26 protein-coding genes are annotated in these 25,531 nt (G+C 55.7%); 14 read left to right on the top strand and 12 right to left on the bottom strand.

All coding sequences use genetic code 11. The annotated features are described in order from the left end of the window. Nucleotides 1-345: 345 nt before the first annotated feature. Complete coding sequence (locus tag KDX30_RS23680; protein ID WP_231677647.1) at nt 346-2,844, bottom strand: TonB-dependent siderophore receptor; 2,499 nt, start codon at nt 2,842-2,844, stop codon at nt 346-348. Between the two features lie 250 nt (nt 2,845-3,094). Here KDX30_RS23680 and KDX30_RS23675 point away from each other — a divergent pair, with 250 nt between their 5' ends. Next, nucleotides 3,095-3,523, top strand: coding sequence for an HPF/RaiA family ribosome-associated protein (locus KDX30_RS23675; RefSeq protein ID WP_027899583.1), 429 nt, complete (start codon nt 3,095-3,097; stop codon nt 3,521-3,523). 85 nt (nt 3,524-3,608) lie between these two features. Here KDX30_RS23675 and KDX30_RS23670 read toward each other — a convergent pair whose 3' ends face one another. Both KDX30_RS23670 and KDX30_RS23665 read right to left on the bottom strand, forming a co-directional pair. Then, nucleotides 3,609-4,571 (bottom strand): FecR family protein, encoded by a 963-nt coding sequence (locus KDX30_RS23670; RefSeq protein WP_231677646.1) that lies wholly within the window; start codon nt 4,569-4,571, stop codon nt 3,609-3,611. Continuing rightward, a complete protein-coding gene (locus KDX30_RS23665; RefSeq protein ID WP_231677645.1) occupies nt 4,568-5,113 on the bottom strand; it encodes a sigma-70 family RNA polymerase sigma factor in 546 nt (181 codons plus the stop codon). Before KDX30_RS23665 ends, KDX30_RS23670 begins: the two co-directional genes overlap by 4 nt. Nucleotides 5,114-5,278: 165 nt before the next feature. Here KDX30_RS23665 and KDX30_RS23660 point away from each other — a divergent pair, with 165 nt between their 5' ends. Both KDX30_RS23660 and KDX30_RS23655 read left to right on the top strand, forming a co-directional pair. Next, nucleotides 5,279-5,614: a DUF3509 domain-containing protein gene (locus KDX30_RS23660; protein ID WP_027899580.1), complete on the top strand. Its 336-nt coding sequence runs from the start codon at nt 5,279-5,281 to the stop codon at nt 5,612-5,614. 315 nt (nt 5,615-5,929) lie between these two features. Beyond that, nucleotides 5,930-6,259: a YXWGXW repeat-containing protein gene (locus KDX30_RS23655; protein WP_027899579.1), complete on the top strand. Its 330-nt coding sequence runs from the start codon at nt 5,930-5,932 to the stop codon at nt 6,257-6,259. Nucleotides 6,260-6,320: 61 nt separating this feature from the next. Here the strand turns inward: KDX30_RS23655 and KDX30_RS23650 are convergent, their stop codons facing one another. After that, entirely contained in the window at nt 6,321-6,770 is a 450-nt protein-coding gene (locus KDX30_RS23650; protein ID WP_027899578.1) for a phosphate-starvation-inducible protein PsiE, read from the bottom strand. Nucleotides 6,771-7,126: 356 nt separating this feature from the next. On the opposite strand from KDX30_RS23650, the gene KDX30_RS23645 reads away from it, so the two are divergent. The 3 genes from KDX30_RS23645 (at nt 7,127) to KDX30_RS23635 (ending at nt 9,268) form a co-directional block, all read left to right on the top strand. After that, nucleotides 7,127-7,381, top strand: a complete 255-nt coding sequence (locus KDX30_RS23645) for a YebG family protein (protein WP_027899577.1) — start codon at nt 7,127-7,129, stop codon at nt 7,379-7,381. Between the two features lie 422 nt (nt 7,382-7,803). After that, a complete protein-coding gene (locus tag KDX30_RS23640) occupies nt 7,804-8,343 on the top strand; it encodes a sigma-70 family RNA polymerase sigma factor (RefSeq protein WP_049826849.1) in 540 nt (179 codons plus the stop codon). Next, on the top strand, nt 8,336-9,268 hold the full coding sequence (locus KDX30_RS23635; RefSeq protein ID WP_231677644.1) for a FecR family protein: 933 nt from the start codon (nt 8,336-8,338) through the stop codon (nt 9,266-9,268). Before KDX30_RS23640 ends, KDX30_RS23635 begins: the two co-directional genes overlap by 8 nt. Nucleotides 9,269-9,353: 85 nt before the next feature. On the opposite strand, the gene KDX30_RS23630 is transcribed toward KDX30_RS23635, so the two are convergent. Continuing rightward, a complete protein-coding gene (locus tag KDX30_RS23630; RefSeq protein WP_231677643.1) occupies nt 9,354-10,376 on the bottom strand; it encodes a Glu/Leu/Phe/Val dehydrogenase family protein in 1,023 nt (340 codons plus the stop codon). Between the two features lie 171 nt (nt 10,377-10,547). On the opposite strand from KDX30_RS23630, the gene KDX30_RS23625 reads away from it, so the two are divergent. Continuing rightward, nucleotides 10,548-11,351 (top strand): SirB1 family protein, encoded by an 804-nt coding sequence (locus KDX30_RS23625; protein WP_231677642.1) that lies wholly within the window; start codon nt 10,548-10,550, stop codon nt 11,349-11,351. Here KDX30_RS23625 and KDX30_RS23620 read toward each other — a convergent pair. The 4 genes from KDX30_RS23620 to KDX30_RS23605 all read right to left on the bottom strand — a co-directional run bounded on the left by KDX30_RS23620 (nt 11,348) and on the right by KDX30_RS23605 (nt 17,811). After that, on the bottom strand, nt 11,348-14,785 hold the full coding sequence (locus KDX30_RS23620; protein ID WP_231677641.1) for a dermonecrotic toxin domain-containing protein: 3,438 nt from the start codon (nt 14,783-14,785) through the stop codon (nt 11,348-11,350). The two genes, KDX30_RS23625 and KDX30_RS23620, sit on opposite strands and share 4 nt — an antisense overlap. A 352-nt stretch (nt 14,786-15,137) precedes the next feature. Then, nucleotides 15,138-15,701 (bottom strand): hypothetical protein, encoded by a 564-nt coding sequence (locus KDX30_RS23615; protein ID WP_141562239.1) that lies wholly within the window; start codon nt 15,699-15,701, stop codon nt 15,138-15,140. A gap of 614 nt (nt 15,702-16,315) precedes the next feature. Continuing rightward, entirely contained in the window at nt 16,316-17,227 is a 912-nt protein-coding gene (locus KDX30_RS23610; protein ID WP_231677640.1) for an SDR family oxidoreductase, read from the bottom strand. Nucleotides 17,228-17,355: 128 nt separating this feature from the next. Beyond that, nucleotides 17,356-17,811 carry a flavodoxin gene (locus tag KDX30_RS23605; RefSeq protein WP_027899570.1) on the bottom strand — a complete coding sequence of 152 codons (456 nt, stop codon included), beginning with the start codon at nt 17,809-17,811 and terminating at the stop codon, nt 17,356-17,358. 98 nt (nt 17,812-17,909) lie between these two features. On the opposite strand from KDX30_RS23605, the gene KDX30_RS23600 reads away from it, so the two are divergent. Both KDX30_RS23600 and KDX30_RS23595 read left to right on the top strand, forming a co-directional pair. Beyond that, nucleotides 17,910-18,356 carry a PAS sensor domain-containing protein gene (locus KDX30_RS23600; protein WP_027899569.1) on the top strand — a complete coding sequence of 149 codons (447 nt, stop codon included), beginning with the start codon at nt 17,910-17,912 and terminating at the stop codon, nt 18,354-18,356. Nucleotides 18,357-18,425: 69 nt separating this feature from the next. Further along, complete coding sequence (locus tag KDX30_RS23595; RefSeq protein ID WP_027899568.1) at nt 18,426-19,034, top strand: hypothetical protein; 609 nt, start codon at nt 18,426-18,428, stop codon at nt 19,032-19,034. A gap of 9 nt (nt 19,035-19,043) precedes the next feature. Here KDX30_RS23595 and KDX30_RS23590 read toward each other — a convergent pair whose 3' ends face one another. Then, nucleotides 19,044-19,994, bottom strand: a complete 951-nt coding sequence (locus KDX30_RS23590; RefSeq protein WP_231677639.1) for a MerR family transcriptional regulator — start codon at nt 19,992-19,994, stop codon at nt 19,044-19,046. A 237-nt stretch (nt 19,995-20,231) separates the two neighbouring features. Between KDX30_RS23590 and KDX30_RS23585 the strand changes: the two genes are divergently transcribed. The 4 genes from KDX30_RS23585 (at nt 20,232) to KDX30_RS23570 (ending at nt 22,379) form a co-directional block, all read left to right on the top strand. Continuing rightward, the gene (locus KDX30_RS23585) at nt 20,232-20,801 is read left to right on the top strand and encodes an antibiotic biosynthesis monooxygenase (protein WP_231677638.1); all 570 of its coding nucleotides are present in this window, start codon (nt 20,232-20,234) and stop codon (nt 20,799-20,801) included. Nucleotides 20,802-20,974: 173 nt separating this feature from the next. After that, entirely contained in the window at nt 20,975-21,673 is a 699-nt protein-coding gene (gene folM, locus KDX30_RS23580) for a dihydromonapterin reductase (protein ID WP_231677637.1), read from the top strand. 75 nt (nt 21,674-21,748) lie between these two features. Next, a complete protein-coding gene (locus KDX30_RS23575; RefSeq protein ID WP_099270462.1) occupies nt 21,749-22,045 on the top strand; it encodes a DUF1244 domain-containing protein in 297 nt (98 codons plus the stop codon). Continuing rightward, nucleotides 22,038-22,379, top strand: coding sequence for a HopJ type III effector protein (locus tag KDX30_RS23570; protein ID WP_122395468.1), 342 nt, complete (start codon nt 22,038-22,040; stop codon nt 22,377-22,379). The genes KDX30_RS23575 and KDX30_RS23570 overlap by 8 nt, the downstream gene beginning before the upstream one ends. A 260-nt stretch (nt 22,380-22,639) precedes the next feature. Here the strand turns inward: KDX30_RS23570 and trxB are convergent, their stop codons facing one another. Further along, nucleotides 22,640-23,602 (bottom strand): thioredoxin-disulfide reductase, encoded by a 963-nt coding sequence (trxB, locus tag KDX30_RS23565; protein WP_027899562.1) that lies wholly within the window; start codon nt 23,600-23,602, stop codon nt 22,640-22,642. A 142-nt stretch (nt 23,603-23,744) separates the two neighbouring features. Further along, nucleotides 23,745-24,344, bottom strand: a complete 600-nt coding sequence (locus tag KDX30_RS23560; RefSeq protein ID WP_027899561.1) for a peroxiredoxin — start codon at nt 24,342-24,344, stop codon at nt 23,745-23,747. Nucleotides 24,345-24,767: 423 nt separating this feature from the next. On the opposite strand from KDX30_RS23560, the gene cysZ reads away from it, so the two are divergent. Beyond that, nucleotides 24,768-25,523, top strand: coding sequence for a sulfate transporter CysZ (gene cysZ / locus KDX30_RS23555; protein WP_231677636.1), 756 nt, complete (start codon nt 24,768-24,770; stop codon nt 25,521-25,523). Nucleotides 25,524-25,531 lie beyond the last annotated feature (8 nt).

The following is a 25,531-nucleotide window of genomic DNA, read 5'->3' as shown; positions in this document are numbered from 1 at the left end:
AGGAGCCGGGCTTGGTCTGGGCGGCATTCCGACGATGAACGATAACGCGGTGTGGCTTATGACTGCGTCTCATGCATCGCGGGCAAGCCCGGCTCCCACAGTGATCGCATTCCCCTGTAGGAGCCGGGCTTGGTCTGGGCGGCATTCCGACGATGAACGATAACGCGGTGTGGCTTATGACTGCGTCTCATGCATCGCGGGCAAGCCCGGCTCCCACGGTGATCGCATTCCTCTGCAGGAGCCGGGCTTGGTCTGGGCGGCATTCCGACGATGAACGATAGCGCGGTGTGGCTTATGGCTGCGTCTCATGCATCGCTGGCAAGCCCGGCTCCCACAGTGATGGCTTTACCAACGATAGGTCGCACTGGCCTGCACGGTGCGTTGCGAGCCATACCAGCACCAGCCATAACCGCTGCAGGAGGCGACGTATTCCTTGTTGGCCAGGTTGGTGATGTTAAGCGCCAGGCGCAGGTTGTCCATCGGGTTGTAGAGGCTTGGAATATCGTAGTGCGCTGATGCGTCGAACAAGGTGTAGCCAGGCACCTTCAACGAGTTGGCAGTGTCACCCCAGGTCGAGCCGACATAACGTGTCCCACCGCCAACACCGAAGCCTTTCATCTGACCGTCACGGAAGGTGTAATCAACCCAGGCGGAGGCGGTATGACGTGGAATAGCCACAGACGTCTTGCCTTCAGCCGACTCGGTCGGACCGTTGGCAATGCCACTTCCCGGCGACACAACCACGGTGTTGTTCGATTTGGTCGTCCTGTTATCCAGGTACGCATAGGCCGCCGTGATGTCCAGGTTATCACTCAGGCTAGCCTTGCCTTCCAGCTCGAAACCTCGGGATTGCACCTCACCGGATTGCACCTGACACCGTGCACCGTTACACCGAGGCGCTGGATCCGGGTCGGGGGTCAGCACATTGGTTCTACGCAGATCGAAGATCGACGCGGTGATGAAGCTGTTGCTCCCTGGCGGCTGATACTTGATACCCAGTTCGTATTGCGTGCCTTCGGTTGGATCAAACGGTTTATCACCTAAACCGGTGCCCGATTGTGGCTCAAAGGATTCGGAGTAGCTGATGTAGGGCGCCAGGCCGTTATCGAACAGATAGACCAGCCCCAGACGTCCGGTAAAGGCTTCAGCCTCGGTCGCGCTTTTGGTTTTAACACCGGAGGCAATGGTCGTAGAGCTGTTAGTACTGTCTGCCCAGTCATAACGACCTCCGGCAAGAAACACCCATTTGTCCCATTTCATCTGCTCTTGCAGATACAGGCCTTTTTGTTGGCTGCGGCCTGTGGCGTCGGAGACATAAGGAGGCACTGTCACTGGGCTGCCGTAGACGGGGTTGAAGATATCCAGAGAAGGCCCGGAAGAACCTAATCCGCCGGACGCTTTGGTGTGAGTGCTAGTGTTTTGATAATCGCCCCCAAACAGCACAGTGTGTTGCAAAGGCCCCGTGGCAAATTTAGCCTGGACCTGATTATCAATGGTGTATGAATCGATATTGGCATCAGTCGCTATGACGCTTCGGTTCAAGGTGCGGAAATCCGATTGGAGAGAGCTGTTGTAGATGCTGCGATAGAGCCCCTCACTGCGCATGTATCGAGTGTTCTGACGGATCGTCCAGACATCATTCAGGTGATGTTCAAAGAGGTAACCAAGCGCGTAATAATTACGGTCGCTTTTCTCGAAATCCTTCTCCCCGTCATAAAAATCGACGTCGATGTCACGACCGGTCGGGCTTCTCAATACCGAACCAAACGCAGGAACGGCACCATACGAAGCACCCTTCGGATCAGCCTGGTAATTAGCCAGCAGCGTCAGCGACGTATCCTCACTCGGACGCCAGGTAAACGCCCCGGCGATGGACTGGCGGCGGGTTTCCGTGTGCTCGACCTGCCCGTCGGCATCGTCGTATAAACCGGAAAGCCGGTAGGAATACACACCTTGATCATCAATCGGGCCGCCGAAATCGAAGGTTGTACGCTTCTTGTTGAAAGTGCCGTACGTCAGGCCGATTTCGTGAAACGGGGTTTCGGTCGGCAGCTTGCTGACCATATTCACCACACCGCTGGGGCTGGCCTGTCCATACAACACGGACGACGGGCCACGCAGGATTTCGACGCGCTCCAGATCAAATGCATCCTTCTGCGGTGAAGCATCTCGGCTGCCCGGCATGCGCAGGCCGTCCAGGTATGTCGCAGGCGAAAACCCGCGAATGCTCAGTTGATCCAGACGCGAAGCGGTCGCACCGCGAGTCTCCGGCACAACGGCTGCGGTATAACGCAGGATCTGATTCAGGCTCTGCGCGCCCTGCGCAGTCATCTGGTCCTTGGTCACGACCGAAATCGATTGCGGTGTTTCGATCAACGCGGTGTCGGTCTTGGTACCGGTGCGGCCGCGGGTTGCCACGTAACCGGAAACCGGCCCCGAAGCTGTTTCGCTGCGCCAGGCCCCCTGAATATCCGTCGCCCCCAACTCCAAGGCCCCTGCCACGGCCTCGGGGACGGCTTCAATGCGATAACGATTGGCCGACAATGCCGTTGCCCGTAAACCGCTGCCTGCCAATAAGCGTGCCAGAGCGACATTAGTATCGAAATCACCCTGCAAGCCAGGGCTGCGCTTACCACGAGTGAGAGCCGGATCGAAGGCCAGCGCCAGACTCGCCTGCTCGGCCAGGCTGTTCAGTGCCTGGCTCAGATCACCGGCCGGAATCGAAAAATTTCTTACCGATGCCTGCGCGTTCGGCACGGATTCAGCAGCGTTGAGCGGCGCAACGGCGAACGCCATGACGACGGCCAGAGCCAGTGGTTGCAGAGAATGGACAGCGCGTGACATGGACAATCCTTGGCTGGGAAATGAAGTACTCCTAGCCATGACGCACGCGCGAGGAAAACAGACAGTGAATGAGATGGATTAACATTCAAATACTGCACGCCTGATTTTTTGCCGCGAAATATTTCTTTCACGCCGGGGTTGAATTGTTCCTCCAGAAGCGCCAACACTGTGACTGAGGCGGACAAAAATGAACCTCCTGAACAGGAGCCCTGTCCGATCTCACAAGAGCAAGCCTTAGAAGGGAACAACTATGCAAATCCAGGTCAATTGCGATAACCACATCGAAAGCAGCATCCGACTGGAGGAGTGGGTACGTACCACTGTTGAAAGCACGCTCGAACGTTACGAAGAGGATCTGACCCGCATCGAAGTCCACATCCGCGATGAGAACGGTGACAAGCCCGGCCCGCATGACATGCGCTGCCAAATGGAAGCCCGACCAAAAGGTCACCAACCCATTTCCGTAACTCACAAGGCCGATACCCTGGATCAGGCCGTAGATGGTGCCGCAGTCAAACTTGACCATGCCCTTGAGCATCTATTTGGCAAATTGCGCAAAAAGCGCGCAGGAGCCCCGGTCGTTGACGACTCAGAGCTTGAATCGGAAAACCCCGACGCTCTGTTGCAAGAAGAATTTCTGGAGAAGGAGCAGGAAAAAAGCGTCGCCCAATTGGGTTGAGCCACGCATTAACCTGAATCACATTACGACCTCTTGAAAGAAGGGCGGACTTGCACAGCAGGTTCGCCCTTTTTCGTTTTCGGCTTTATCTGGCTGGAGTGACCCTGACGAACAGCGGCGTGAAGTGCTCGACCTTGATGGGCAGGTTATCGGCCAGCGTAGCCAGGGCAGCATCGGTGTCATCCAGACGGAACACGCCGGATACACGAATCCCGCGAAGCGCCTCTTTATCAAACTGCAGAACGCCATGTCGCCAGGACTCAAGGGCCTGCAACACCTCGACCAGTGGCCGGTCATCCGCTTTGAGCATCCCGCGCGTCCACGCAGCCGGATCATCATTGCCGATGGCTGTGGGTATCTGTACCACGCCATCCTTGAGCGTCGCCCGTTGACCGGTGTTGACCCGAACGTCGGTCGAGCGATCAGCATTGGCGGCGATCGCCGACTCAAGCACGCTGACCTGAACTGAACCGTCCTGCTCTTTACGCACCACAAAGCGCGTACCCAGCGCCGTTATGGTGCCTTCACGCGTCTTGACCACGAACGGTCGCTGCGGGTCTTTGGCGACCTGCACCCACATTTCCCCGCGGTACAACTCAATGACGCGCTGCCGTTCGTCGAATTCAACGTCCAGTGCCGAGCCGCTATTGAGCTGCAACTCACTACCGTCGGTCAGCAAAATCTCACGTTTTTCGCCGGTGTCAGTGCGTTCATCAGCCAGCCACACCGGCCCCTGATCAACACTGAACCAGCCAAAAACCAGCACACCCAACAAGGCAATAGCCTGCACCGGGCGATGGGAGATTCTCCGTTTGGCCGGGGGAAAAATCTTGCCCAATGCCTTCCTGGCGGGCTCGACGGGCAACTGCTCGAAGCTGCCCATGACAGCTTGCATGCGGGTAACCGCCAATGCATGCCGAGGGTCTGCATGACGCCATGTGTTGAAGGCCAGCCGGTCAGCGCTGCTCACGGCATCGTCCTGCAGCAACGCCAGCCACTGCGCGGCCTGGCCGATCATCGACTCCGAGGGTTCGTGCTCTACATTCATGACATGTGGCCCGAACCATGCACAGTCTTATAGCAATGCACCAATACGCTGGCCATGTACTGCTTGACCATGCTGGCGGACACACCCAACACCTTGGCGATTTCGTTGTAGCTCAAACCGTCCAGACGGTTGAGTAAAAACGCTTCGCGGGGTTTGGGGGGCAAGCCCTCCAGCATTCGGGAGATTTTGTCGAGCATCTGCAGGGCGGCGTGAATCGCCTCAGGGCTAGGGATATTGGCATCGTCGGCGCTGAGAGCCAACGCCTCAAGGTAGGCATGCTCGATCTTGCGACGCCGGGCACCGTCGATCAGCAGACGCGTGGCGGTGGTGGTCAGGAATGCACGAGGCTCTTTAAGGTTTTGCGGTTCAGCGAGCGTCAGGATTCGGATGAAGGCGTCATGAGCAAGGTCAGCCGCACGCTGCGAACAACCGAGCTTTTTACGCAGCCACCCATGCAACCAGGAGTGATGGTCACTGTAGAGGGCAGTAAATTGCCGGTGACGAAGGATCAGGTCGTCATTGGGTGCAGGAGTGTCGCGCATGTGGCAATGCTTCTTAAACACGAAAAATTATCATTAACGCGGAAGATGCCATTATTCAGTCACAACGGCAAGCGCAGGAATTTTCCGATTTTTCACTCAACCGTCGAGAACTAAAGGGTCAAACGCCCAGTCAATTTATGCAGTCCCTACTGGCAGGTACCGAAAATGGATAATCCTTTTCAGCAGATTACCGACGTATTTCATCCTGACTACCGGGTGAACCTGAGCATTCAAGGCCTCGACGGCAGCATTATGCTGACGCTGTCGAATGAAACGGGTGTGGTCGCCAAACGCTTGATCAGCGCCGCACAACGCAACGATCCCAAGCGTTTGAAGCGATTGATCGAAAGCGTGCAATTCGGTATCGCAATCGAGGAAGGTCACAGCGCTATCAAGATCCTGGCGGCCATGACCGACGGCGACGTGAAACGACTTGCGCCTCCACCCTCCAAGCTCGCTAATCTGCTGGCGACCCGCCCGCCGGTGTCGGTGGGGATTTGATGCCGGTTCAGTGCCTGTAAGCCTGTTTACGATAAATCATCACACCCCCATTCAGATCCTGCTGACGTCGACCGGCAGCAGGATCTGAATTTTGCGTGCGCGTCGCCACACGCCTGAATAGCCCGCCCCCCACTACTCCCCTCCCCGTCGTTCTCAAGCTGATGGCTCGCTTGCCAGGCACCTGTTTGTCTTCGGTCACTGTTCAGGCGAGGTACAGACAAGGACTGTTACAACATTACTGAGACTAGGTTGTTGGGTGACAGGATCCTCCTGTCGCAGCGTCACTCCACCGACGGATAACTCCGAGGAGGCAACATGTTCTTGCGTTATGTGGCATTGATTGCACTGGTAACAGTGGCGTCCGGTTGCGTAGAAGAGCGAATCGTCCACCAACGAAGTCCGGTGCACCACGAGTACGTTGAGGTCGTGGCACCACAAGCCCCGCCTGAGCGCATTGTGGAAGTCGAACCCGCACCTCGACCAGGCTATGTCTGGGCGCGCGGTTACTGGCATTGGGATGGAGCCCGTTATGTACCTGTGCGAGGCCATTGGGAAGCAGAGCGCCCTGGCTATCGCTATGAGCATCCGCATTGGGAACGAGCAGGAGATGGCTGGCATTGGCATGCCGGCGTGTGGCTTAACTAGCTGTTGACAACGCCTGTCCTGCAAGGCCCATAGGCCAGGCGGGACACGCAATCCCATCCCCTCAGCTTTCCGACTTGTCCTTCACCGACGGAAAGCGCGACGAAGCAAATCGCACCACCAGAATCGCAAACGCCAGCAGCAGAATCCCGCCGCACAGGTAGATGATCCCCAGATCAGGCGGCGCATGATGAGACACGTCGCTGATCAGCAACCGCGTCAGGGCGGTGATTGCAACGTAGATCAAGAATCTGATTGGCATGTGGTTGGTCTTGAAATAAATACCCACCATCGCTCCAAGCTCCAGATAGATGAACAGCAGCAGAATGTCATCAACGCTGACGCTGCCTTTGCCGATCATCTCTATGAAAGCCAGGATCGCGCCGTATGCCGTGATCGCCCCAATCCCGAAAAGTGCCAGGTAATGGAAAGCCTCTACGCACAGATTGCCAAGCGAATCTGCTTGATCGTGCAGAGTCTTGCGTAGCTTTTCAGCCCATTTCAGTTCTGACATCTTCAACTCTTCCTGTACAAAAATTGAGCAACACTTACCGGTCAATATAATGCCGCTTTGTAGGTGAAGCCTCGTGGCGCGTGATTCTCAAGCAGGAACGAGGCCATTAGCCAGGGTTAAAAGCGCGACGGGTTGTCGCAAGGCACACGAAGGGAGTAAAAAAGATGCGTGTTCGCCACTATTCAAGCCGCGACGATTGGCTTATGCTTACAACTGTATAAACAACCAGTATTCGCAGAACCAGATCTTGCATCGTTGCAGGTCGGCATTTTGACCTGCAATACAAGCGTTGACCGTTTCACAAGCACAACCGGGGGCGTTCCCCTCCAATACTGCACCTGATTACGAGGCCTCACATGGCTGTTGAAACCCTATATCGCAGTACCCGCGACTTGGAGACTACATTCGTGGATCGTAAACTCGCCGATGCACACGACCAGATGCTCGAACTGGCAGAGTCGCTGACCGAGATTCTGATGAAGAACGTACCGGGCCTGACCGAGAAACAAGCTGAAGACACCAGTATCTTCATGGCTAAAAACCGCGTTGTATTCGCGGCTGCGTTCAAGAACAACGCAAGTGCGCTGGCCGAGTTGGGTCAGGAAGGCTGAATTCTCACAGGCCTTCAGGAGCTCATGAACAATGCGAGGCAGCGATAGCGTGTTGCCTGACACGCCGCCATCGCGGGCAAGCGCGCTCCTGAAAGTCTCCGGTTGCTGCGCGACAGCGCGGCTGTCTGGACTACGGTGACGCTCTCATCAAACGAAATGCAAATTAATGGATTGAAATGCATTTTCTGTAGGAGCTGCCGAAGGCTGCGAAGCATTTCTCCTCATACACCGCGATCGCAGCCTTCGGCAGCTCCAGATCCAATGTTTGCCACGAGACACAAGGCAATCTCCTGCAAAAATAGTGGCATCCAGATTCATCAACACCAAAGCAATTGAGAAGCAGTCTCATCCATGATAGCCTCGCCGACACATTATCTGTGGCTGCCATGGGCGGCGAACCTTGCTTTTCAGAGCGTTTTGCCGTGCCCGATAAAGCCGCCAGGCTTAGCCTCTATCTTGCCCATCGTCCTGCGTTGATCAACTACGCCAAAGGGGTCTTGGGCGATCGAGCGAGCGCGGAAGATGTAGTGCAGGATGCCTTTCTGCGTTTCAGCGAGGCGACCAGCGCGGCACTGGAACAGCCCGCAGCTTATCTGTATCGAATCGTGCGCAATCTGGCGCTCGATACCATGCGCCGTCAGAACAGCGAAAACCGTCAACAGCAGAGTCCGCCGCAATGGATGCAGCCCGGTCAGTTGCACTCTCCCGAACAGCAGTTTCTGCAGCAAGCAGACGTCAGTCGCGTAGCCGCGACCTTTGCCGACCTGCCTGAACAAACGCGTATTGCCGTCGAGATGCACCGGTTGGGTGGCTATACTCTGCAGCAAATCGCCAGCCACCTGAACATTTCGCTGTCCATGACTCACCGTCTGGTACGCGACGCCGTGGTTCAGCTGGCCTCCAGTATCGAGGTTGAACAGCCTGTTCAGGCAGTTCAACGCAAGGAGCGCCCACGTGCATGAGTTGACGCCTTCCAGGGCCAGCCTGGAACAGGCCAGTGACTGGTTACTGGAACTTCAGGCTGAACCCGCGCGCTTCGAAGAATTCGATCACTGGTTACATGCCAGTCCGGAACACCTCAGCGCCTGGGCTCAGGTCAATCGCGCCTGGTCAGCCATCGAGCAGCCCTCGACCACAGCCCACTGGCCCGCAGCCACACAAGTCACACAGCTCAAACCTTCGCGCCGTAAATGGTCGATGCTTGCAGCGGCCTGCGTCTGCGTCATAGCCGTGGGCGTCGCGTGGCTGAACAACCCGGACTGGCAGGCTGACTACCACACGGGCACGAGGGAAACCCGTGTTGTACAGTTGTCCGATGGCAGCCAACTGACCCTCGCCGCGCGCAGCGCCGTAGATGTGGATTACAGCGGCAACACCCGACGCATAACGTTGCTCAGCGGTGAAGCACTGTTCGACGTGGTGCATGATGCCCGCCGCCCTTTCCAGGTCGACGCCAGTAACATGGTTATCAGAGTCTTGGGGACATCGTTCGACGTGGCGCGCAGTGAGACAGGTACCAAGGTCGAAGTCCGCGAAGGTACAGTCGGGGTCAGTGCAAACGGTTCGCCCTATCGCCTCGGCGCAGGCCAGCGCCTGTGGTTCGACGCCCTCCAGGGTAGCGTTCAGCAAACCGCAATGGCTCCCGACGAAGTCGCGACCTGGGTCAGCGGCCAGCAGTTTTTCGAAAACGCTACCGTGCAGGAAGTCGTCGAGCAATTACGCAAATATCAGCGTGGCTGGATTGTGATCGGTGACAACGCATTGGGGCAGAAGCGAGTGACGGGGCTTTATGATCTGCGCGATACCCAACGGGCGTTGCAGGCTCTGGCCAAGCCGATTGGTGGCACGCTGGTGCGCTATTCGCCATTGTTGACGGTGTTGAAGTAAAGGCTGACAAACTCGGTGAGCTCCTACAGGGATTTCGTGTCCGGCTAAGCTGCCCGACAGACATCAAAGGCCACGCAAGCCTGCCCTACCCCTCTTTCAATAAATGCTCCGCCAACATGTCCGCTACCCGCGCCGGTGAGCGTTTTTCCGCCTGAGCATGCGCATATACCTCGGTCAATCGATGACCGATGCGAGAAAGATGAGCCGTGATGGTCCCCAGATTTTCACCTTGGTGCTGCAACGCGACGTAAATAAGACCACCAGAATTGATCACATAATCCGGCGCATAAAGAATGCCGCGACTCTCAAGCTGATCGGCGACCTGCAGGCTACTAAGCTGATTACTGGCACCACCCGCCACCGCCGCGCAGCGTAATTGCGCGACCGTCTGGCTGTTGAGCACGCCGCCAAGGCCACAGGGCGCAAGAATATCGCAGGGCGTGCTGAGCAACGCTTCACAGGCAATGGGATGAGCACCGAACTGCTCCATGGCCAACTGCACACGGCCCTGATCCAGATCACTGACCAACAGATCTGCTCCCGCGGCATGCAACTGCTCGGCTAGCGCATAGCCCACATTCCCAAGGCCTTGTATGGCCACACGCAAGCCTTCCAGATTGTCGCTGCCCAAGCGGGCCATTGCCGTGGTTCGAATGCCGGTAAACACGCCCATGGCCGTGTGCGCAGACGGATCACCCGATTCGCTGGTGCTGGTCACGTGTCGGGTATGTTGCGCAATACAATCCATGTCGACACTGGAGGTGCCGCTTTCCAGAGCAGTAATGTAACGCCCGTTGAGACTTTCAATAAAACGGCCGAACGACTCAAACAGCGCCGCACGATTGGGAAGATGTGCCGGACGCATGATCACGGCTTTTCCACCGCCCAACGGCAGCCCGGCGAGTACAGCCTTGTAGCTCATGCTTCGGGCGAGGCGGATGGCGTCTTCGATGGCGCTGTCTTCATCCGGGTAAGAAAGATAGCGACAGCCCCCCAGGGCCGGTCCTTTACGACAATTATCGATGGCGATCACTGCTTTCAGGCCGGTTTCCGGGTCGACGACCAGATGCAGCGACTCGACACGTGATGTATGCATGAGTGCGAACATCGACGGTGCTCCGGTATGTTTTTATGAACCGAGTATAGGCGTTTCGAAAAAAAATGACCGACCGCTCGATACATGGAATGAAACATATTCACAGGGCTATTTGGCGCTGGACGAAAAGCATCAGTGGGTCTAAAACAGGTCATGACTGCCAAGGTCTGCTCGGAGAGCGACATGACACCACGCCAACACTGCCTGGCTTGCCTGCAACGAACACCGTGCGATGTTTTCGAAGCGGCGCTGTGGATATCCGCCGAGCATGATCAGCAGTTCACGCCCGAACTGGCGCTCAACTGCATGGATGACCTGTTGCGACAGGTCAGAGCCGCCCTGCCGGGTTTACCCGTCTCGGAGCTTGCTCAGCCCTTACTGCGACAGCTCAATACACTTGGCTTTGCTCAGGACGACTGGAATCCGCCAAAACCGCACTCGGCGTTGTTGCATAAAGTCCTGGAGCGCCGTCGAGGCCAGCCACTCGGCCTGGCGCTAGTGGCGATGGAGCTTGCCAGACGTCTGGATATCAACCTCGAAGGTGTGAGCTTCCCGGGGCATTTTCTGCTGCGGGTACCGGGTGCCGATCATCTGTTGGACCCCTGCGGCGGCCGCAGGCTTTATCCCAAAGACTGTCGTGAGTTGCTGGCGCGCCAGTTCGGGCCGGACATGTCGTTGCGCGCCGAACACATGGCGCGGGCCACCGAAGTCAATATGCTGCAACGCCTGTCGCGTAACCTGCGACACCTGCATCAGATCAATGATGACTTTCTGGCTGCACTCAAGGACGCAAACCGGGTGATGGAACTGGGCTCGGCAACCACCGCCGACTATCTGGCCCGCGCCAGCTTGTATCGCACGCTGGAATGTCCCCAGGCCGAGCGTTACGACCTGGAGCATGCCTTGATGTTGAGTGACGACGCCGTTCAGCGCTTGAGACTCACCGAACGATTGGGCCAGTTACCTCATGGAAGGGCGATTCATTAAGCAAAACCGGGATGTGATTTGCGCAACGCCCATCCCAATGCTTTGTACCCCAGACCAGCGCTCGATTGTGCGAGGTCTTTTGCACCCGAAGCGCCAAGCACCAGGCCAAAGACGCCCCAGACATAATACGGAGTTGCTGCGGCCCGGTCCCCATCAAGATAAGCCAGGTATCCCCGGGCAAGACCGATAGAGGTATTGAGCAAGCTCCACGCCAGCGCAGCAGGCGGGAATGGAAGCAGCAGAATCGTGCCAGTCCACTTAACCAGCGTGTAAAGGTTTTCAGCGAAGGTCTCTGCCTTGCTGAGCGATTGCTCATCCACGTCCTGGATCATGCGCTCGATCATGGCGTCATGCAGAGCCTGCAGGTCTTGAACCTGGTCATTGGTTCCAATGGTCAGCGACTTGAGTGCCTGCTGTGGATTTTTCACCAGTGCCGAGAAGAACGTGCCAATAGCCGGCTGATTTTTATAACTGACCCGATTGTAATAATAAGTATCCATCCCTGGAGAGTTCAGGGTGGAAATGAAAATACCGTAATTTCTGAAGCGAATGCCGTCGGGCGCGTCAGGCGTATAAATCAGATTGTAATCTGCGTCACCAGTGCCATTGGTTTTGAAAGCGAACACCCCCTCGATCAAGCATCCGTTCAGGTACAGTTGGTTGAGCGAACTGTTACCTGCACCTGACGTCCCATTCCGGCCAGAATGATCCGGATAGACCGTCGAGAGCAGGCTTATAGCCCATTGATACTGTGCCTCGGTGAACCCTTGCTCCAGATAGGTGATGACCACATCACGCCGCATCTGATAGAAACTTCTTTGAGCAAATAGCGCCCTCCTCTTCGCATGCTCGGGCTGCTGCCGGTCACTGTAGTCTTCCTTGAGTATTTCGATGTATCGCTCGCCAAGTGGCGCGGCCAGCACTTCTCTTATAACCGGCATGGACAACTCTGAAAGATCCTGCCCCGTGGAGGAATACATGGGCGCTCGCTCATCCAGATTGTAGATAAAGTCATTCATGAGCAACTGCGTCAGGGAGACCAGATCAGTGTGAGGGCCAAAATCAGGTTGAAGCTTTCGAGTGCGGCTATTTAAATCGAAATAAACCGTATCCGTATTGACGATCAGCTCGACCCCCATTCTTTTCAAAACATTCGAGATGTAGATCTCTCCCGAGAGACGGGCAAAATGACGATAGGAAATAAGCTGCATACTGTTTTTATAGCGTTTCTGCAGAAAATCGATTCGAGCTTCGCACAACGCCAACTGTCGGCGATATGTATAGGTTGAGGTATTCCGTTCGCCCCCGACGACCTTGGGCAGTTCGGCCAATTGATAATCGAGTTTCTTGCTTATCAACGCGGACATAATGCCCTGAAAGTCTGGCTCCGGCATGGCAACAGAACGCACATCCTCTTCATTCCACAAGGTCGGCTTCTGACTGACGGCTTGCATGAACGCGGCGGCGGCATCCTGAAAAACGGGCGCAGATTGAGCGATGAGGTATTCCCGGCCACTAGGCGTGGCTGACCATTTCGCAACTTCATGGTAGAGGTGACGCCAACTGCGAAACTCGAACATATCGCGCCCACCAGGCGCACCGGGTGCGTAAAGCACATAGTGTTGATCCGTGCTGGTTTCTTCGCTGAACACAATGACATCGCGTAACTGATTACCCATCTTCCCGACTTCCAGTGCTCCGGTTTTACGCGTAACTCCTTGCTCTTGAAGATCACCCCGCAACGCCCAGACCAGTTCCACGCTCTTGTCCGAAATATGGTGCTGCAGTTTTGCTGCCCAGGTACTCAGCGCCAGTCCACTGTCACGTTGATGCAATAGTGCTCGCTGGGTATCAGGCTGACGGTAACAAGCCTCAAGCGCTTGCCGATAGCGGTGCCGCAAGTCCAGATCAGCAACCAGCGCTTTGACAAACTCAAAGGTAAACCCGGGGTTACTGCTACCCCGAGGTAGCTCCACGCGGGCGTCAGCTTCCGCAGTAATCAACGGCAGGCCATTCAACGCATATTCAAACAGCGACTTGCGATAAACGGGACTCAAATCGCCTATCGGGGAAGACCATCGATCTTTCAAGATAATGAATACTTTTCGAGTGTCCACCCGGTAACCAAGATGCTGCCGAACATAGTCATCGACTTTCAGTAACGCATAGTCCTCGAGCGATTCCAGCCCCGCAAACAGGTGGCTTGCCGCTTGGGCACGGCCACGGTATTCACTGTCGAATACGTCATAGTCAGCCTTTTCATTATTACTGGCGTGCTTCAACCAGCGTGGCGTGTTCAAGGCTTGCAGGCGTTGCATGTGCGAGTGAACGCTTTGCCGCCGCGACTCGTCGAGGGGGGCGAAAGTCTGAGACGTGTTCACAGCGTTCAGAAATCCCGAAACACTTTCGCCACGGCTGCTCTCGATCAGGAAGTGAAGATCCTCCTGTTGCCTGACCCGCAATGCCTTGACCAGATTGCTTACCAGATCAGAGGTCGGGCTGTACTGAATCCCAATGTCCGAGGCCTCCGAAAACAGGTCGGCTTTTGACAGTAAAAGGTCTTCGAGCAAGTCGCTGCGGGCTCCTGGATCGGAGAATCGTTCGAGGAGCTTTTCGCTGAGCAATGAAAGCGAGCTGAATTTTTCTACGCCGTGCCTGGCGGAGAGTAAAAACACCGACCCCAAACTGCTTGCCAGACTTGGCGTTTCGTCGGCCTGAGGCTTCAAGTTGATCACGAAAGTACTGTGCAACAAAGCAGGCGCATGACCCGGCATGACCAACGAAACACGGTGCAGGCCTTCAGCCAGTGGATCATCAATTATCCAGTCCAGCCGGCTTTTGTCCTGCTCGTCCAGATTGCCGCCAAGGTGGCTTATCTCCACCTCACTGAGACATGCAGTGCGCTGTAGAGAAGCCCAGAGCTTTTGACGCGTAATAAGCTGCCCCGCAGAATCCGGATCTTTTATACCCTGCGACCAGAACTCATCCAGCTCATTTAGATAGTGTTCAGACAGGCGCTCACGGGTGTAAGTGAATATTGCCTTGAGACCCTCATCGTCGATGTTCCTTGCCAGAAACGCTTCATCCACGGTGTCGTGGCGGGTAAACAGCGCAACGAGATCACTATGAGATACATCCATGCCGTCAATAAGCGTTTGAATCATCCCGTCCGTGAGAGAAATCGAACGCAACAACGAACCGTCCGTTGTTCGTTCATTGAGAAACAGGATGTCAGGGTTGTAATCGACCCCAGCCTTGAGCAGAGCTGTGCCTATGAGTGTCCGCGCCGCTTGACGCAAGCCTGGCAAAGAAGAAATTAATTCGGCTGCCTGGGCTGAGGCTTCACACAGTCGGCCCAGAGAAAAGGATATTTGTGAAGAGGACGAAACAGAACCCGAGGACGTGAAACGCGATGCGACAGAAAGATCATTCATGATAGAGCTCCAATAGAGCAGTCACGTCCAAGAGGCATCCAGCCAAATGAAAGAACACGTGAACCGCCGAAAACACGTTCATAAGACGCGTTCGATGGATCTATTTTGCGGTATCTATTGATGCCCCCGAGGACAGAAATTGACGGGAAACGCGAGTTAGCCTGACAGACGCTTTACCGGTGGCTGTAAGCAATCCCGTAGCGACCATTGCGTTTACTGCAACACTCCATATCTCGAACCCCTCTTTTTCAGGGTCCAGCGAGTCACTATCATCCGGCCCACGTTGATTTTGAAGCTCCTGGATCTGCGTAATATTTAGCCGCTGCCCGTGCAGCGGCTTTTTTTTTCGCCACTACCTGATCGGCTTCAAAGCTTGTTGCTTGGGAATTTCACCTGCATCCTCCCGACGTTTGCGTGTAACGCTGTCGTAGCTGTCGCCCGTGGCACCGAAGTGCTGCAGGCACTTCAATACGTGTACGGCTCGCACATAATCAGGCATCAACAGCTTCGCGTATTTATCGCCTTTAAGAGACTTCGCCTTTATCTCATCAATCTGCGTAACGAAAAACTCCAGCACATTTATTTCTTCATCAGGGTTGGAGGGATTACCGTCTTTATCAAACTCCAGCGCAGCGCGACCTAACAAATCGGCAGTCAGATTATCAATCAAGCCAAATGAATAGAGTTGCTTGCCAACTTTATCGAGACCAGAGGAGCTGATACTTTCCGGATTAAAGCCTTTGAACATCGGCTTTAGCTTGCCTAACTCCATCTTTGTCGTGTTAAGCGCCGTACGATTTTCGCCGATCTCGTCAAGCATTCGACTGACTTCAGCGGCACGATGCCTGACCGCAGGTTGAGTGGGTAATGGTTTAAAAGTTACGGGCGGAAGTTCTGGAATATACCATCGGCTCATGATCATGCTCCTGCAATGAAAGTTCCTGTATCGAGGAGCATATCGGTGCCTGACACGCAGACTTTATAGGGTATGGACTGCAGATTTAAAATCCAGAGAAGTACTACATTTGAAGTGGAAAAGCCTTACACAGCATCAATATATTTCAGACAACTATTAATAATATAGGAAAGATCACCATTATAAGCTCTCATCCTTTTACCCCATAACAACATCACTTTAATAAAGGATTAAAACGCAGAACTGGTAGGAGCCAACTTGTTGGCGAAGCGGAATTTCTGACGATGCAGGTCCGACGTCTCGCCAACAAGTTGACTCCTACCAGGGGCACCCGCTTGCTTCGCTACAGGGGTGTGTCATGTACATCGGGGCAGCTGTCATCAAACATCACTTCAATAATGGATTTGAAACGCAGACCTGGTAGGAGCCAACTTGTTGGCGAAGCGGAATTTCTGACGATGCAGGTCCGACGTCTCGCCAACAAGTTGGCTCCTACAGGGTCATCCGTTTGCTTCGCGACAGCGGTGTGTCAGGGGCACCGGGGCAGCTCCTACAGATCATTTGCTACCCCAAAGAATGGAACTATCCGACCATCGCCACTCAATTAGCACGACTCACACTGCATACTTCTGCACATGAGCCATCATTTCTTTAAGCGCTTCCATGTTGTCCTGCGGATGGACCGCTTCATTGAAGTCACTGATAACTTGCCATTGAGCTGCGACGTCTTCCGGGCTGAAGCCGGCACGGGGATCGAAGCCCGCACCAAGACTGCGTTCCCAGCGAACCTTGCCGATCCAGCCGCCACCCACTTCGAATAAACCTGCGGTGTCCTGACACGCTTCGCTGCCCAGATACACCACCAACGGGCTGACCAGTTCCGGCTTGAGCAGTTCGAACACGTCAGGCGGGAGCAGCCCTTCGGTCATGCGGGTTCCGCCGGTGGGAGCGATAGCGTTGACCAATATATTGTTTTTACGTCCCTCCAGCGCCAGGGTACGAGTCAACCCATAAAGGCCCAACTTGGCCATCGCATAATTGGACTGGCCAAAGTTGCCGTAAATACCGGAAGTGGATGAGGTGAAAATCACCCTGCCGTAATTCTGCTCACGCAGGTGCGGCCAGGCGGCATGGGTCACTTTGTAAGCGCCTTCCACATGAACCCGGTAAACCAGATCCCAGTCGGCGTCATCCATCTTCGCAAAGGACTTGTCGCGCAAGATACCGGCGTTGTTCACCAGCACATCAACACGTCCAAAAGCGTCCAGAGCGTTCTGGACGATTTTGTCGCCGTCGGTCACCGAGTCATGATTGGCGACAGCGATACCGCCCGCCTCACGAATTTCGGCTACAACGCGGTCGGCTGCCGAAGCATTGGCGCCCTCACCGTGCGCCGAACCGCCAAGGTCGTTGACCACCAGACGCGCACCGTGACGGGCGAACAACAGAGCATGAGCACGGCCAAGGCCGCCGCCTGCCCCCGTGACAATGACGACCTTGTCTTCAAAATGAATGGCTTGACTCATGATTGACTCCGGCAAAGGATTGCAAGAGACCAGTGTCATCCCCCCATGCAGCAGTCACAATCAACACAATCGATGCTGAATAGTGCGCGATAACGGAGCGGGATAATTTAGAAGTCCCGCACGCAGTGTCAGGCGCGCAACCGCTCGATCAGCGTAGCCAGCCAAGGTTCGGCGTCGGTCTCCGGAGTGACGCTTTCACTGCCATCCAGACGCAGCATTTCCTGGACTTCATTCACACCCAGCTCGGCAAACAGCTCACGAATCAGCTCGCCCCCGCCACAGAAAGTGTCGCCATAGCTGGCGTCGCCCAACGCGATCACTGCGCCCGGCAGACCGCGCCAGGCAGCTGGCAATACGTCGCGAATCTGCGAATAAATAGCCTGAATATTATCGGGCAGCTCGCCCATACCGGTGGTCGATGTCACGCCCAGTAGCGCTTGCGGCTCAAAGGCCTGAAGCTCGGCCAGGGTCACGCGAGGGTTGTGCAAGACTTCAAAACCAGCGTCACGCAGGATCTTCCCGGCATGACGAGCGACTTCTTCAGCCGATCCGTAGACCGAACCGGAAATAATGGCGACTTTCATGAATCATCCTGTAGCAACGTAAAAAACGTTTGGCATTATGCCCCAAGTGGCCTCATGACCTAGAATGCGGACTTTGCTTCTTCGCTCCGGATACTTTCATGATCAACGCAAAACTGCTGCAGCTAGTAGTTGACGCCTCCAACGACGGTATCGTCGTCGCCGAGCAGGAAGGTGAGGACAATATCCTCATTTATGCCAACAAGGCATTCGAAACCCTGACGGGCTATGCCGTCGACGACATTCTGTATCAGGATTGCCGTTTCCTGCAGGGTGACGACCGCCATCAGGCGGCGCTGGACCATATTCGCGAAGCGTTGATCAACAAACAGCCGTGCCGCCAGATCGTGCGCAATTACCGCAAGGATGGCAGCCTGTTCTGGAATGAACTGTCGATCACGCCCGTGTTCAATGAAGCTGATCAGCTGACTTATTTCATCGGTATCCAGAAAAACGTCACGCAGCAGATCGAAGCCGAACAGCGAGTGCTGCAGCTGGAAGCGGAGCTGAAACTGGCACGCGAAGAAATAGATTCATTGAAAAGTTGACGAATGGATGTAACAAAACGTTGAATTAAAGGTCTGCTTCCTCAATAACGGGTTCCTTCGAGCTCCATCATGCCCCACGAAACGCTACTCACTCAGGCTGAGCTGGATTTCATCCAGAGCATGCAGCACAACCCCAAGCTGAACGTGCGCGATGCGACACGTAGCCTGACTGTGAACGGCGGAAGGCAAATTCAGGATTTGCTGACACGTCTGGCTGCTCATGAGCAAGTCACGATCCAGGCGCAGTTCGATAACCAGCAAATGACTTTCCCGCTGCACCTGGTGGAAGACGAATTTCACGCGCTGCATCTGGAACTGGGCGCACCGTCTATCTTCGAGGAAGGGCCACGCATCCGTCCATGGCGTCTGACGCTGCCGGAACCGGTAGCGCTGGAGACAGAGAAAGGCGCACAGACCGCGCTGTGGGTGCATGAGATTTCGTTCAAAGGCGTGCTACTGGAACACCGCAAGACCACGCGGCCTCCCAAGCTCTTCAACGCCTGGTTCGTTCCACCAGGGCACGCGCCGATTTCCATGCGAGGCGCTTTCGAGCGTCTTACCGAGTCAGGTCTGGCAGCTTACCGGTTGAGCGACCGGAACAAGGAAGACACTGAACGTCTGCGTCAGTACATCCTGCAACAGCATCGCAAGATGTACCCGACGATGCACCGCGGATAAGCATTACCCTCAGCTATCAAGACGCCCCTTCAGAAACAATTGCAGCCCACGCTGCATGGCGACCCCCTCGCTGCCGATGCAGGCAACCGGCGAGCCCTCCAGCTCTTCACGGGCAAGATCCGCCCCTTCGCCCGCCAACAGCAGCGGACAATCCAGTGCCAGCGAGAGACGCTTCAGACGACGAGAAAAGTCCGGGGCTGGCGGATGATTGCTGTAGAGCACCACGGCTACGGGCTCGACCTTGCCGCACACCAGCGTCAGTTCTTCCAGTGGCTGCCCGAGGGCCAGCACTTGAATGTCCAGATCCGGGCTGCCAATCAATAGCCCGGCAACCCACAGCTCCAGTTCCCGGCACTGCTCAGGCACGGCAGCGAGAATGACCTTGTGCGCAGCCGAGCCACGAGCGAACTGCAAGCGCTGCGATGTTCGTGCACGCAGGAAGTTGTCCAGAAACAGCCACTCACTGGCCTGACCGAACTGATCATGGTGCAGCAGCAACTCTCGCCAGACCGGCAGAAAAATGTCTTCGAACACCACCGTCAGCGGATAAGTCGAGAAGACCCGGCCGTAGAGTTGCTCAAGGCGCGCTTCATCAAACGTCCCTACTGCCTGTTTTATCTGCTGCTGCAATTGCGCCCAGTCACCGGGCAGAACATCGCTATCAAGTGCCGATGCCTGGAGCCGGACGTCATTGGTTTTCTCCAGAATCTTGCCGACTTTGCTCACCGCGACACCGCGCTCGATCCAGCCAAGAATGCTTCGCACTTCGTCGATATCGGCCTGTGAGTAAAGACGATGCCCGCTTTCTGTGCGAGTCGGCTGAATCAGACCATAGCGCCGCTCCCAGGCACGCAAGGTAACCGGGTTGATGCCCGTGATACGGGACACTTCGCGAATGGGGAAGAGTTCTTCTTGCTTTAGTCCGGAGCAAGGGTCCAGGCCAGTAGCGGATTCAGTCATGACGAGGATCGCTTGAAAACAATCGGCGCATTGTACGCCTGCACCGGGCTTATTTCGCAAAAACAGGGCCTGAGACGGCTATTCGTCAGGGAATTACTGCCGCCCTATAGCTTATTCAAGGATTTCAGGAATAATCCTTGCTTGCTTGAACAACGAAGCTGACGCCGCCCACCACCCCGGAGCTGCGTCATGTGACTTCCTTACCCGGGAATCTCACTCGTTTATCGGAGATACATAATGTCTACCACTCCCGTCACCTTGCTGGTTGCACGCCGCGTTGCCCATGGCCGCTATCAGGAGCTGATCGCCTGGCTGCATGAAGGCGAAAGACTGGCCACCGACTTTCCCGGTTATCTGGGCTCAGGCGTGCTCGCGCCGCCACCCGGAGACGACGAATTCCAGATTATTTTCCGCTTTGCCGACGCTGAAACCATGCACGCCTGGGAGCATTCCGCCTCCCGAAGCTCCTGGTTGGTGCGTGGCAGCGGCCTGTTTGCACAACCTTCAGAGCATCGCGTCAGCGGGATCGACGGCTGGTTCGGCGCTGCTGGCCAACGCCCACCACGCTGGAAGCAGGCCGTAGCCATCTGGCTGGCATTCTTTCCGGTGTCGCTGCTGTTCAACTTCGTGCTCGGCCCGTTGCTCAATGACTGGCAATTGGTACCACGCATCATGATCAGCACAATGATCCTCACGCCGCTGATGGTCTTCTGGTTCATCCCGCTGTCGACCCATATGCTGGCCGGCTGGCTGAATCCAACCGGGCCTGAGCAGCCAGCGCGATCGGGATCAGCAGCCAGCCGGTAACGAAGCGTTCGGCCCTGCAGCCACATTTCAATAGCAGGTGCCGATAGAGGTTTTCAGGGGCGGATGGGCCTTCTGCTTGCTCTCGTCTCTGACCTGTCCGGAGTAGAGCAAGCACCTTTAAACTTTGTTACAGTTACATCTTGTTTCTCTCTCATACTATCCGCGAGCGCAAGATGGTTTTTCCTCAAGCTCCGATCCTGATTACTGGTGCTAGCCAGCGCGTGGGGCTCGAGTTAGCAATCGAACTGGCCAAAGCGGGCCACTTCGTAGTCAACGCCAGCCGCAGCATTGCGCACACCCCTGAACACCCGAACATAGTCTCGTTTCAGACGGACCTGCTACTTGCAGAAGACCGGATGGCACTTGTCGGCTATCTGAAAGCCAATTACACCGCTCTTCGAGCCGTGATTCATAACGCGTCACTTTGGCTCGATGACGGCGTCGACAATCTGAACACCATGTTCAAGCTGCACATGGAAGCGCCCTATCACTTGAATCATGAGTTGGCCCCCCTGCTGACCATGAGCGAGAAGTCGGACATCATCCATATCTGCGATGAAACCTCATCGCGAGGCAGTAAAAGCCATATCGCCTACGCAGCGACGAAAGCTGCACTGCAGAACATGGTTCTGTCGTTCGCCGAAAAGCTCGCGCCTGATATCCGGGTCAACGCCGTCTTGCCGGGCCTGCTGATCCTCAAGGAAAACAGCGACGAGGCCTATCGCAGCCAGACACTTAAAAAAGCCTTGCTCGAGTTCGAACCCGGCTCCAGGCCTTTGATCGATGCGGTGTTCTATCTGCTCAATACGCAATACAGCACTGGAAGCAGCGTGGTCGTTAACGGCGGCCGGCATCTCAAGAAAGGGATTTGAAAACGCGCTTCAAATCCCTCATGTTGGCGGGGCTATCATGCTTCGCCTCCCCCCATTGAAAGTGGCAGGAATGATATGACTGACCAACAACGCCTTGAACTCGAAGCAGCGGCCTTTCGCAGGCTCGTTGCGCATCTGGACAGCCGCAAGGATGTGCAGAATATCGATTTGATGAACCTGTCCGGCTTCTGCCGTAATTGCCTGTCCAAGTGGTACAAGGCAGCCGCCGACGAGAAACACATTGAGGTCAGCCTCGATGAGGCTCGCGAAGTGGTTTACGGCATGCCGTATAGCGAGTGGAAAGCCCAATACCAGAAAGAAGCCAGCGTCGAGCAGCAAGCGACGTTTGCCAAGGAAACCAAGCATGACTGATCTGAACACTCTGCGCGCCAGCCTCGACAGCGGCGAACATCTCTTCGCTGACACCCTGGCATTCATCGCCGCTGGCTATGATTACCAGCCACAGGCGTTTACCAACGGCGGCGTGGAAAACGCTGCTGGCCAGAACGAAGGCTCATGCAAGACATTGGGCCTGGCGCTGCTGGAAGGCCTGAGCGACGAACAGGCGCTATTGGCTTTTGGCGAACATTACCGCTCGGTTGTCGCTACGCCAGACGGCAGCGATCACGGCAATATCCGTGCACTGATCGCCAATGGGTTGGCAGGCGTGAAGTTCGCGGGCGAGCCGCTGACGCGCAAGGCTTGAGCCTGCAGGATCAAAAACAAGATAAGCATATGAATTGAAACGCTTTCCTGTAGGAGTGAGCTTGCTCGCGATAGCGGTAGATCTGTAGAGAAATGATCGTCTGACCTAACGCTATCGCGAGCAAGCTCACTCCTACAGAATTAAGTGTTTTCTCCACCGACAGCGCTGTATCAAGGAGATCGCGGGACCCCATGCGGGAGTTTCGCGTCAAAAAAAAACCGGCCTGGGCCGGTTTTTTTATTGCTGCTGAACAGCCGCTATCAGAACGAAGCGTTCGCCAGGCCGTCCAGATACCGCTCGGTATCCAGTGCAGCCATGCAGCCTGCGCCAGCCGAAGTGATTGCTTGACGGTAAACGTGGTCAGCCACGTCGCCTGCCGCAAACACACCCTCAACGCTTGTTGCAGTGGCATTGCCTTCACGGCCGCCCTGCACAACCATGTAACCGTCTTTCAATGCCAATTGGCCTTCGAACAGTGAAGTGTTTGGCGTGTGGCCAATGGCGATAAACACACCATCCACTTTCAGCTCGGAGGTGCTGCCGTCGTTGTTCTTCAGACGTGCGCCAGTCACACCCATGTTATCGCCCAGCACTTCATCCAGTGTGGCGTTCAGCTTGAGCTCGATCTTGCCTTCGGCAACCCGGGCGTGCAGCTTGTCGATCAGGATCTTCTCGGCACGGAAGGTCTCGCGACGGTGAACCAGAGTCACTTTGCTGGCGATGTTAGCCAGATACAGCGCTTCCTCAACAGCAGTGTTGCCACCGCCCACTACCGCCACTTCACGGTTACGGTAGAAGAAACCGTCGCAGGTTGCGCAGGCCGAAACACCTTTGCCCATGAAGGCTTCTTCAGAAGGCAGGCCCAGGTAGCGAGCGCTAGCACCGGTAGCGATGATCAACGCGTCGCAGGTGTAGGTGCCGCTGTCGCCTTTCAGGCTGAACGGCTTGCCAGCCAGGTCCACAGCATTGATGTGGTCGAAGACGATTTCAGTCTCGAAACGCTCAGCGTGTTCACGCATACGCTCCATCAGCACAGGGCCGGTCAGACCGTGCGGGTCGCCAGGCCAGTTATCAACCTCGGTAGTGGTGGTCAACTGACCGCCAGCCTGCATGCCGGTAATCAGCAAAGGCTTGAGATTGGCACGCGCGGCATATACCGCAGCGCTGTAACCGGCAGGGCCAGAGCCGAGAATGATTACCCGGGAATGACGTACATCAGACATGACAGACTCCTATCGACCGACCATTGACGCCGTGGTCGTACCGGCTGGAATAAAAAGGATCGCCGATAAGCACTTGGGGAAGGCTCAGAAACACGGCAATCCTGAAAAATATTGAAGCTGCGACCGAAGCCGCAGCAACGTGTTACAGGCTAGTAGCGTTTTCGGCCAGGTAATCAGCAACGCCTTTTGCGTCAGCTTTCATGCCTTTTTGACCCGGACGCCAGCCCGCTGGGCAAACTTCGCCGTGTTCTTCGGTGAACTGCAGCGCTTCGACCAGACGGATCATGTCTTCAACGTCACGACCCAGTGGCAGGTTGTTCACCACCTGGTGTTGAACAACGCCTTCACGGTCGATCAGGAACGAAGCACGCAGTGCAACGCCAGCATCATGCTCGATGCCGTAAGCGCGGGTGATCTCGTGCTTGACGTCGGCAACCATGGTGAACTCGACTTCGCCGATGCCGCCCTTCTCTACCGGGGTGCTGCGCCATGCATAGTGAGTGAACTGCGAGTCGATGGAAACACCTACCACTTCAACACCCAGCTCGCGGAACTTAGCGATGCGGTTGTTGTGGGCAATGATTTCCGAAGGGCAAACGAAGGTGAAATCCAGAGGCCAGAAAAACAGCACAACGTATTTGCCACGCAGCGAGGACAGTTTGAAGCTGTCAACGATGGAGCCGTCGCCCAGCACTGCTGCTGAATCGAAATCCGGTGCCTGTTTGTTTACCAGTACGCTCATGATGTCTCCTTGGAGGATCAAATTTGAAAGGGATAGGTTGAGAAATTGGTGGCCAGCCTATCGGGGCTGCAAAGATTAAGGAAATATCGTTTCACAATCCACCTCATAGGCAATCCCTATTCCGATAAGCCCTTGATTCAAGCCGGCAGGAAAATTTTACGCTCATGGGGTTGTTACTGCGATGTCGGCTGTCACCCAGATGCTTCGTTTCAGCAGGATCACCCCATTCTCCATGGCTCCCGCTAAACATCGAACAGGTTCTATGTTTGCTGCGCGACAGCGTGGTGTCAGGGGCACCTGGGCGACTCCTACAAATCACTCATCTACTGCGCAGTGTCAGGGGCACGAGATGAACCCAGGTCGCTTTCACCCGCCACGTAAAGCCGGTAATGTCGGCGGGTTTTCCACCATTCGGAGGCTGCCATGCCTGCTCCCGCTCTCTCGGGCCCGCAATATCTGCGTGAAGGCCTGAAACTGGTGCTCAGCCCAGGCTTGCGTCTTTTTGTGCTGCTGCCCCTGACCATCAACCTGTTGCTGTTCGGTGGCCTTATCTATCTGGCCATGCATCAGTTCAGCATGTGGGTCGATACGCTCATGCCCGAACTGCCAGGCTGGCTGAGCTTCCTCAGCTATATTCTCTGGCCACTGTTCGTCGCCCTGGTGATATTCATGGTGTTCTTCACCTTCACTATGCTCGCCAACATCATCGCCGCGCCATTCAACGGCTTCCTCTCGGAAAAGGTGGAAGTGGTCGTCCGCGGCACCGATGACTTTCCACCCTTCAGTTGGGGTGAACTGATTGCCATGGTGCCACGCACCTTTGGCCGGGAAATGCGCAAACTGGGCTACTTCCTGCCTCGCGCCATCGCCCTTTTCATTCTGTCGTTCATCCCCGTGGTCAACCTGATTGCCGCGCCGTTGTGGCTGCTGTTCGGGGTCTGGATGATGGCGATCCAATACATCGACTATCCGGCAGACAACCATAAGCTGGGCTGGAACGAAATGCTCGCCTGGCTGCGCGCCAAACGCTGGCAGAGCCTGAGCTTCGGCGGCATCGTTTATGTCGCGCTGCTGATCCCGGTGGTCAACATCCTGATGATGCCGGCGGCTGTCGCTGGCGCGACTTTATTCTGGGTGCGGGAGCGAGGCGAAGAAGCGTTACTGACGCATAAATCCTGAAACTAATA

The sequence above is a fragment of the Pseudomonas quasicaspiana genome, assembly GCF_021147825.1.
Classification (GTDB): domain Bacteria; phylum Pseudomonadota; class Gammaproteobacteria; order Pseudomonadales; family Pseudomonadaceae; genus Aquipseudomonas; species Aquipseudomonas quasicaspiana.
The sequence above is the reverse complement of the archived record's forward strand: the minus strand, read 5'-3'. Positions and strand labels throughout refer to the sequence as shown.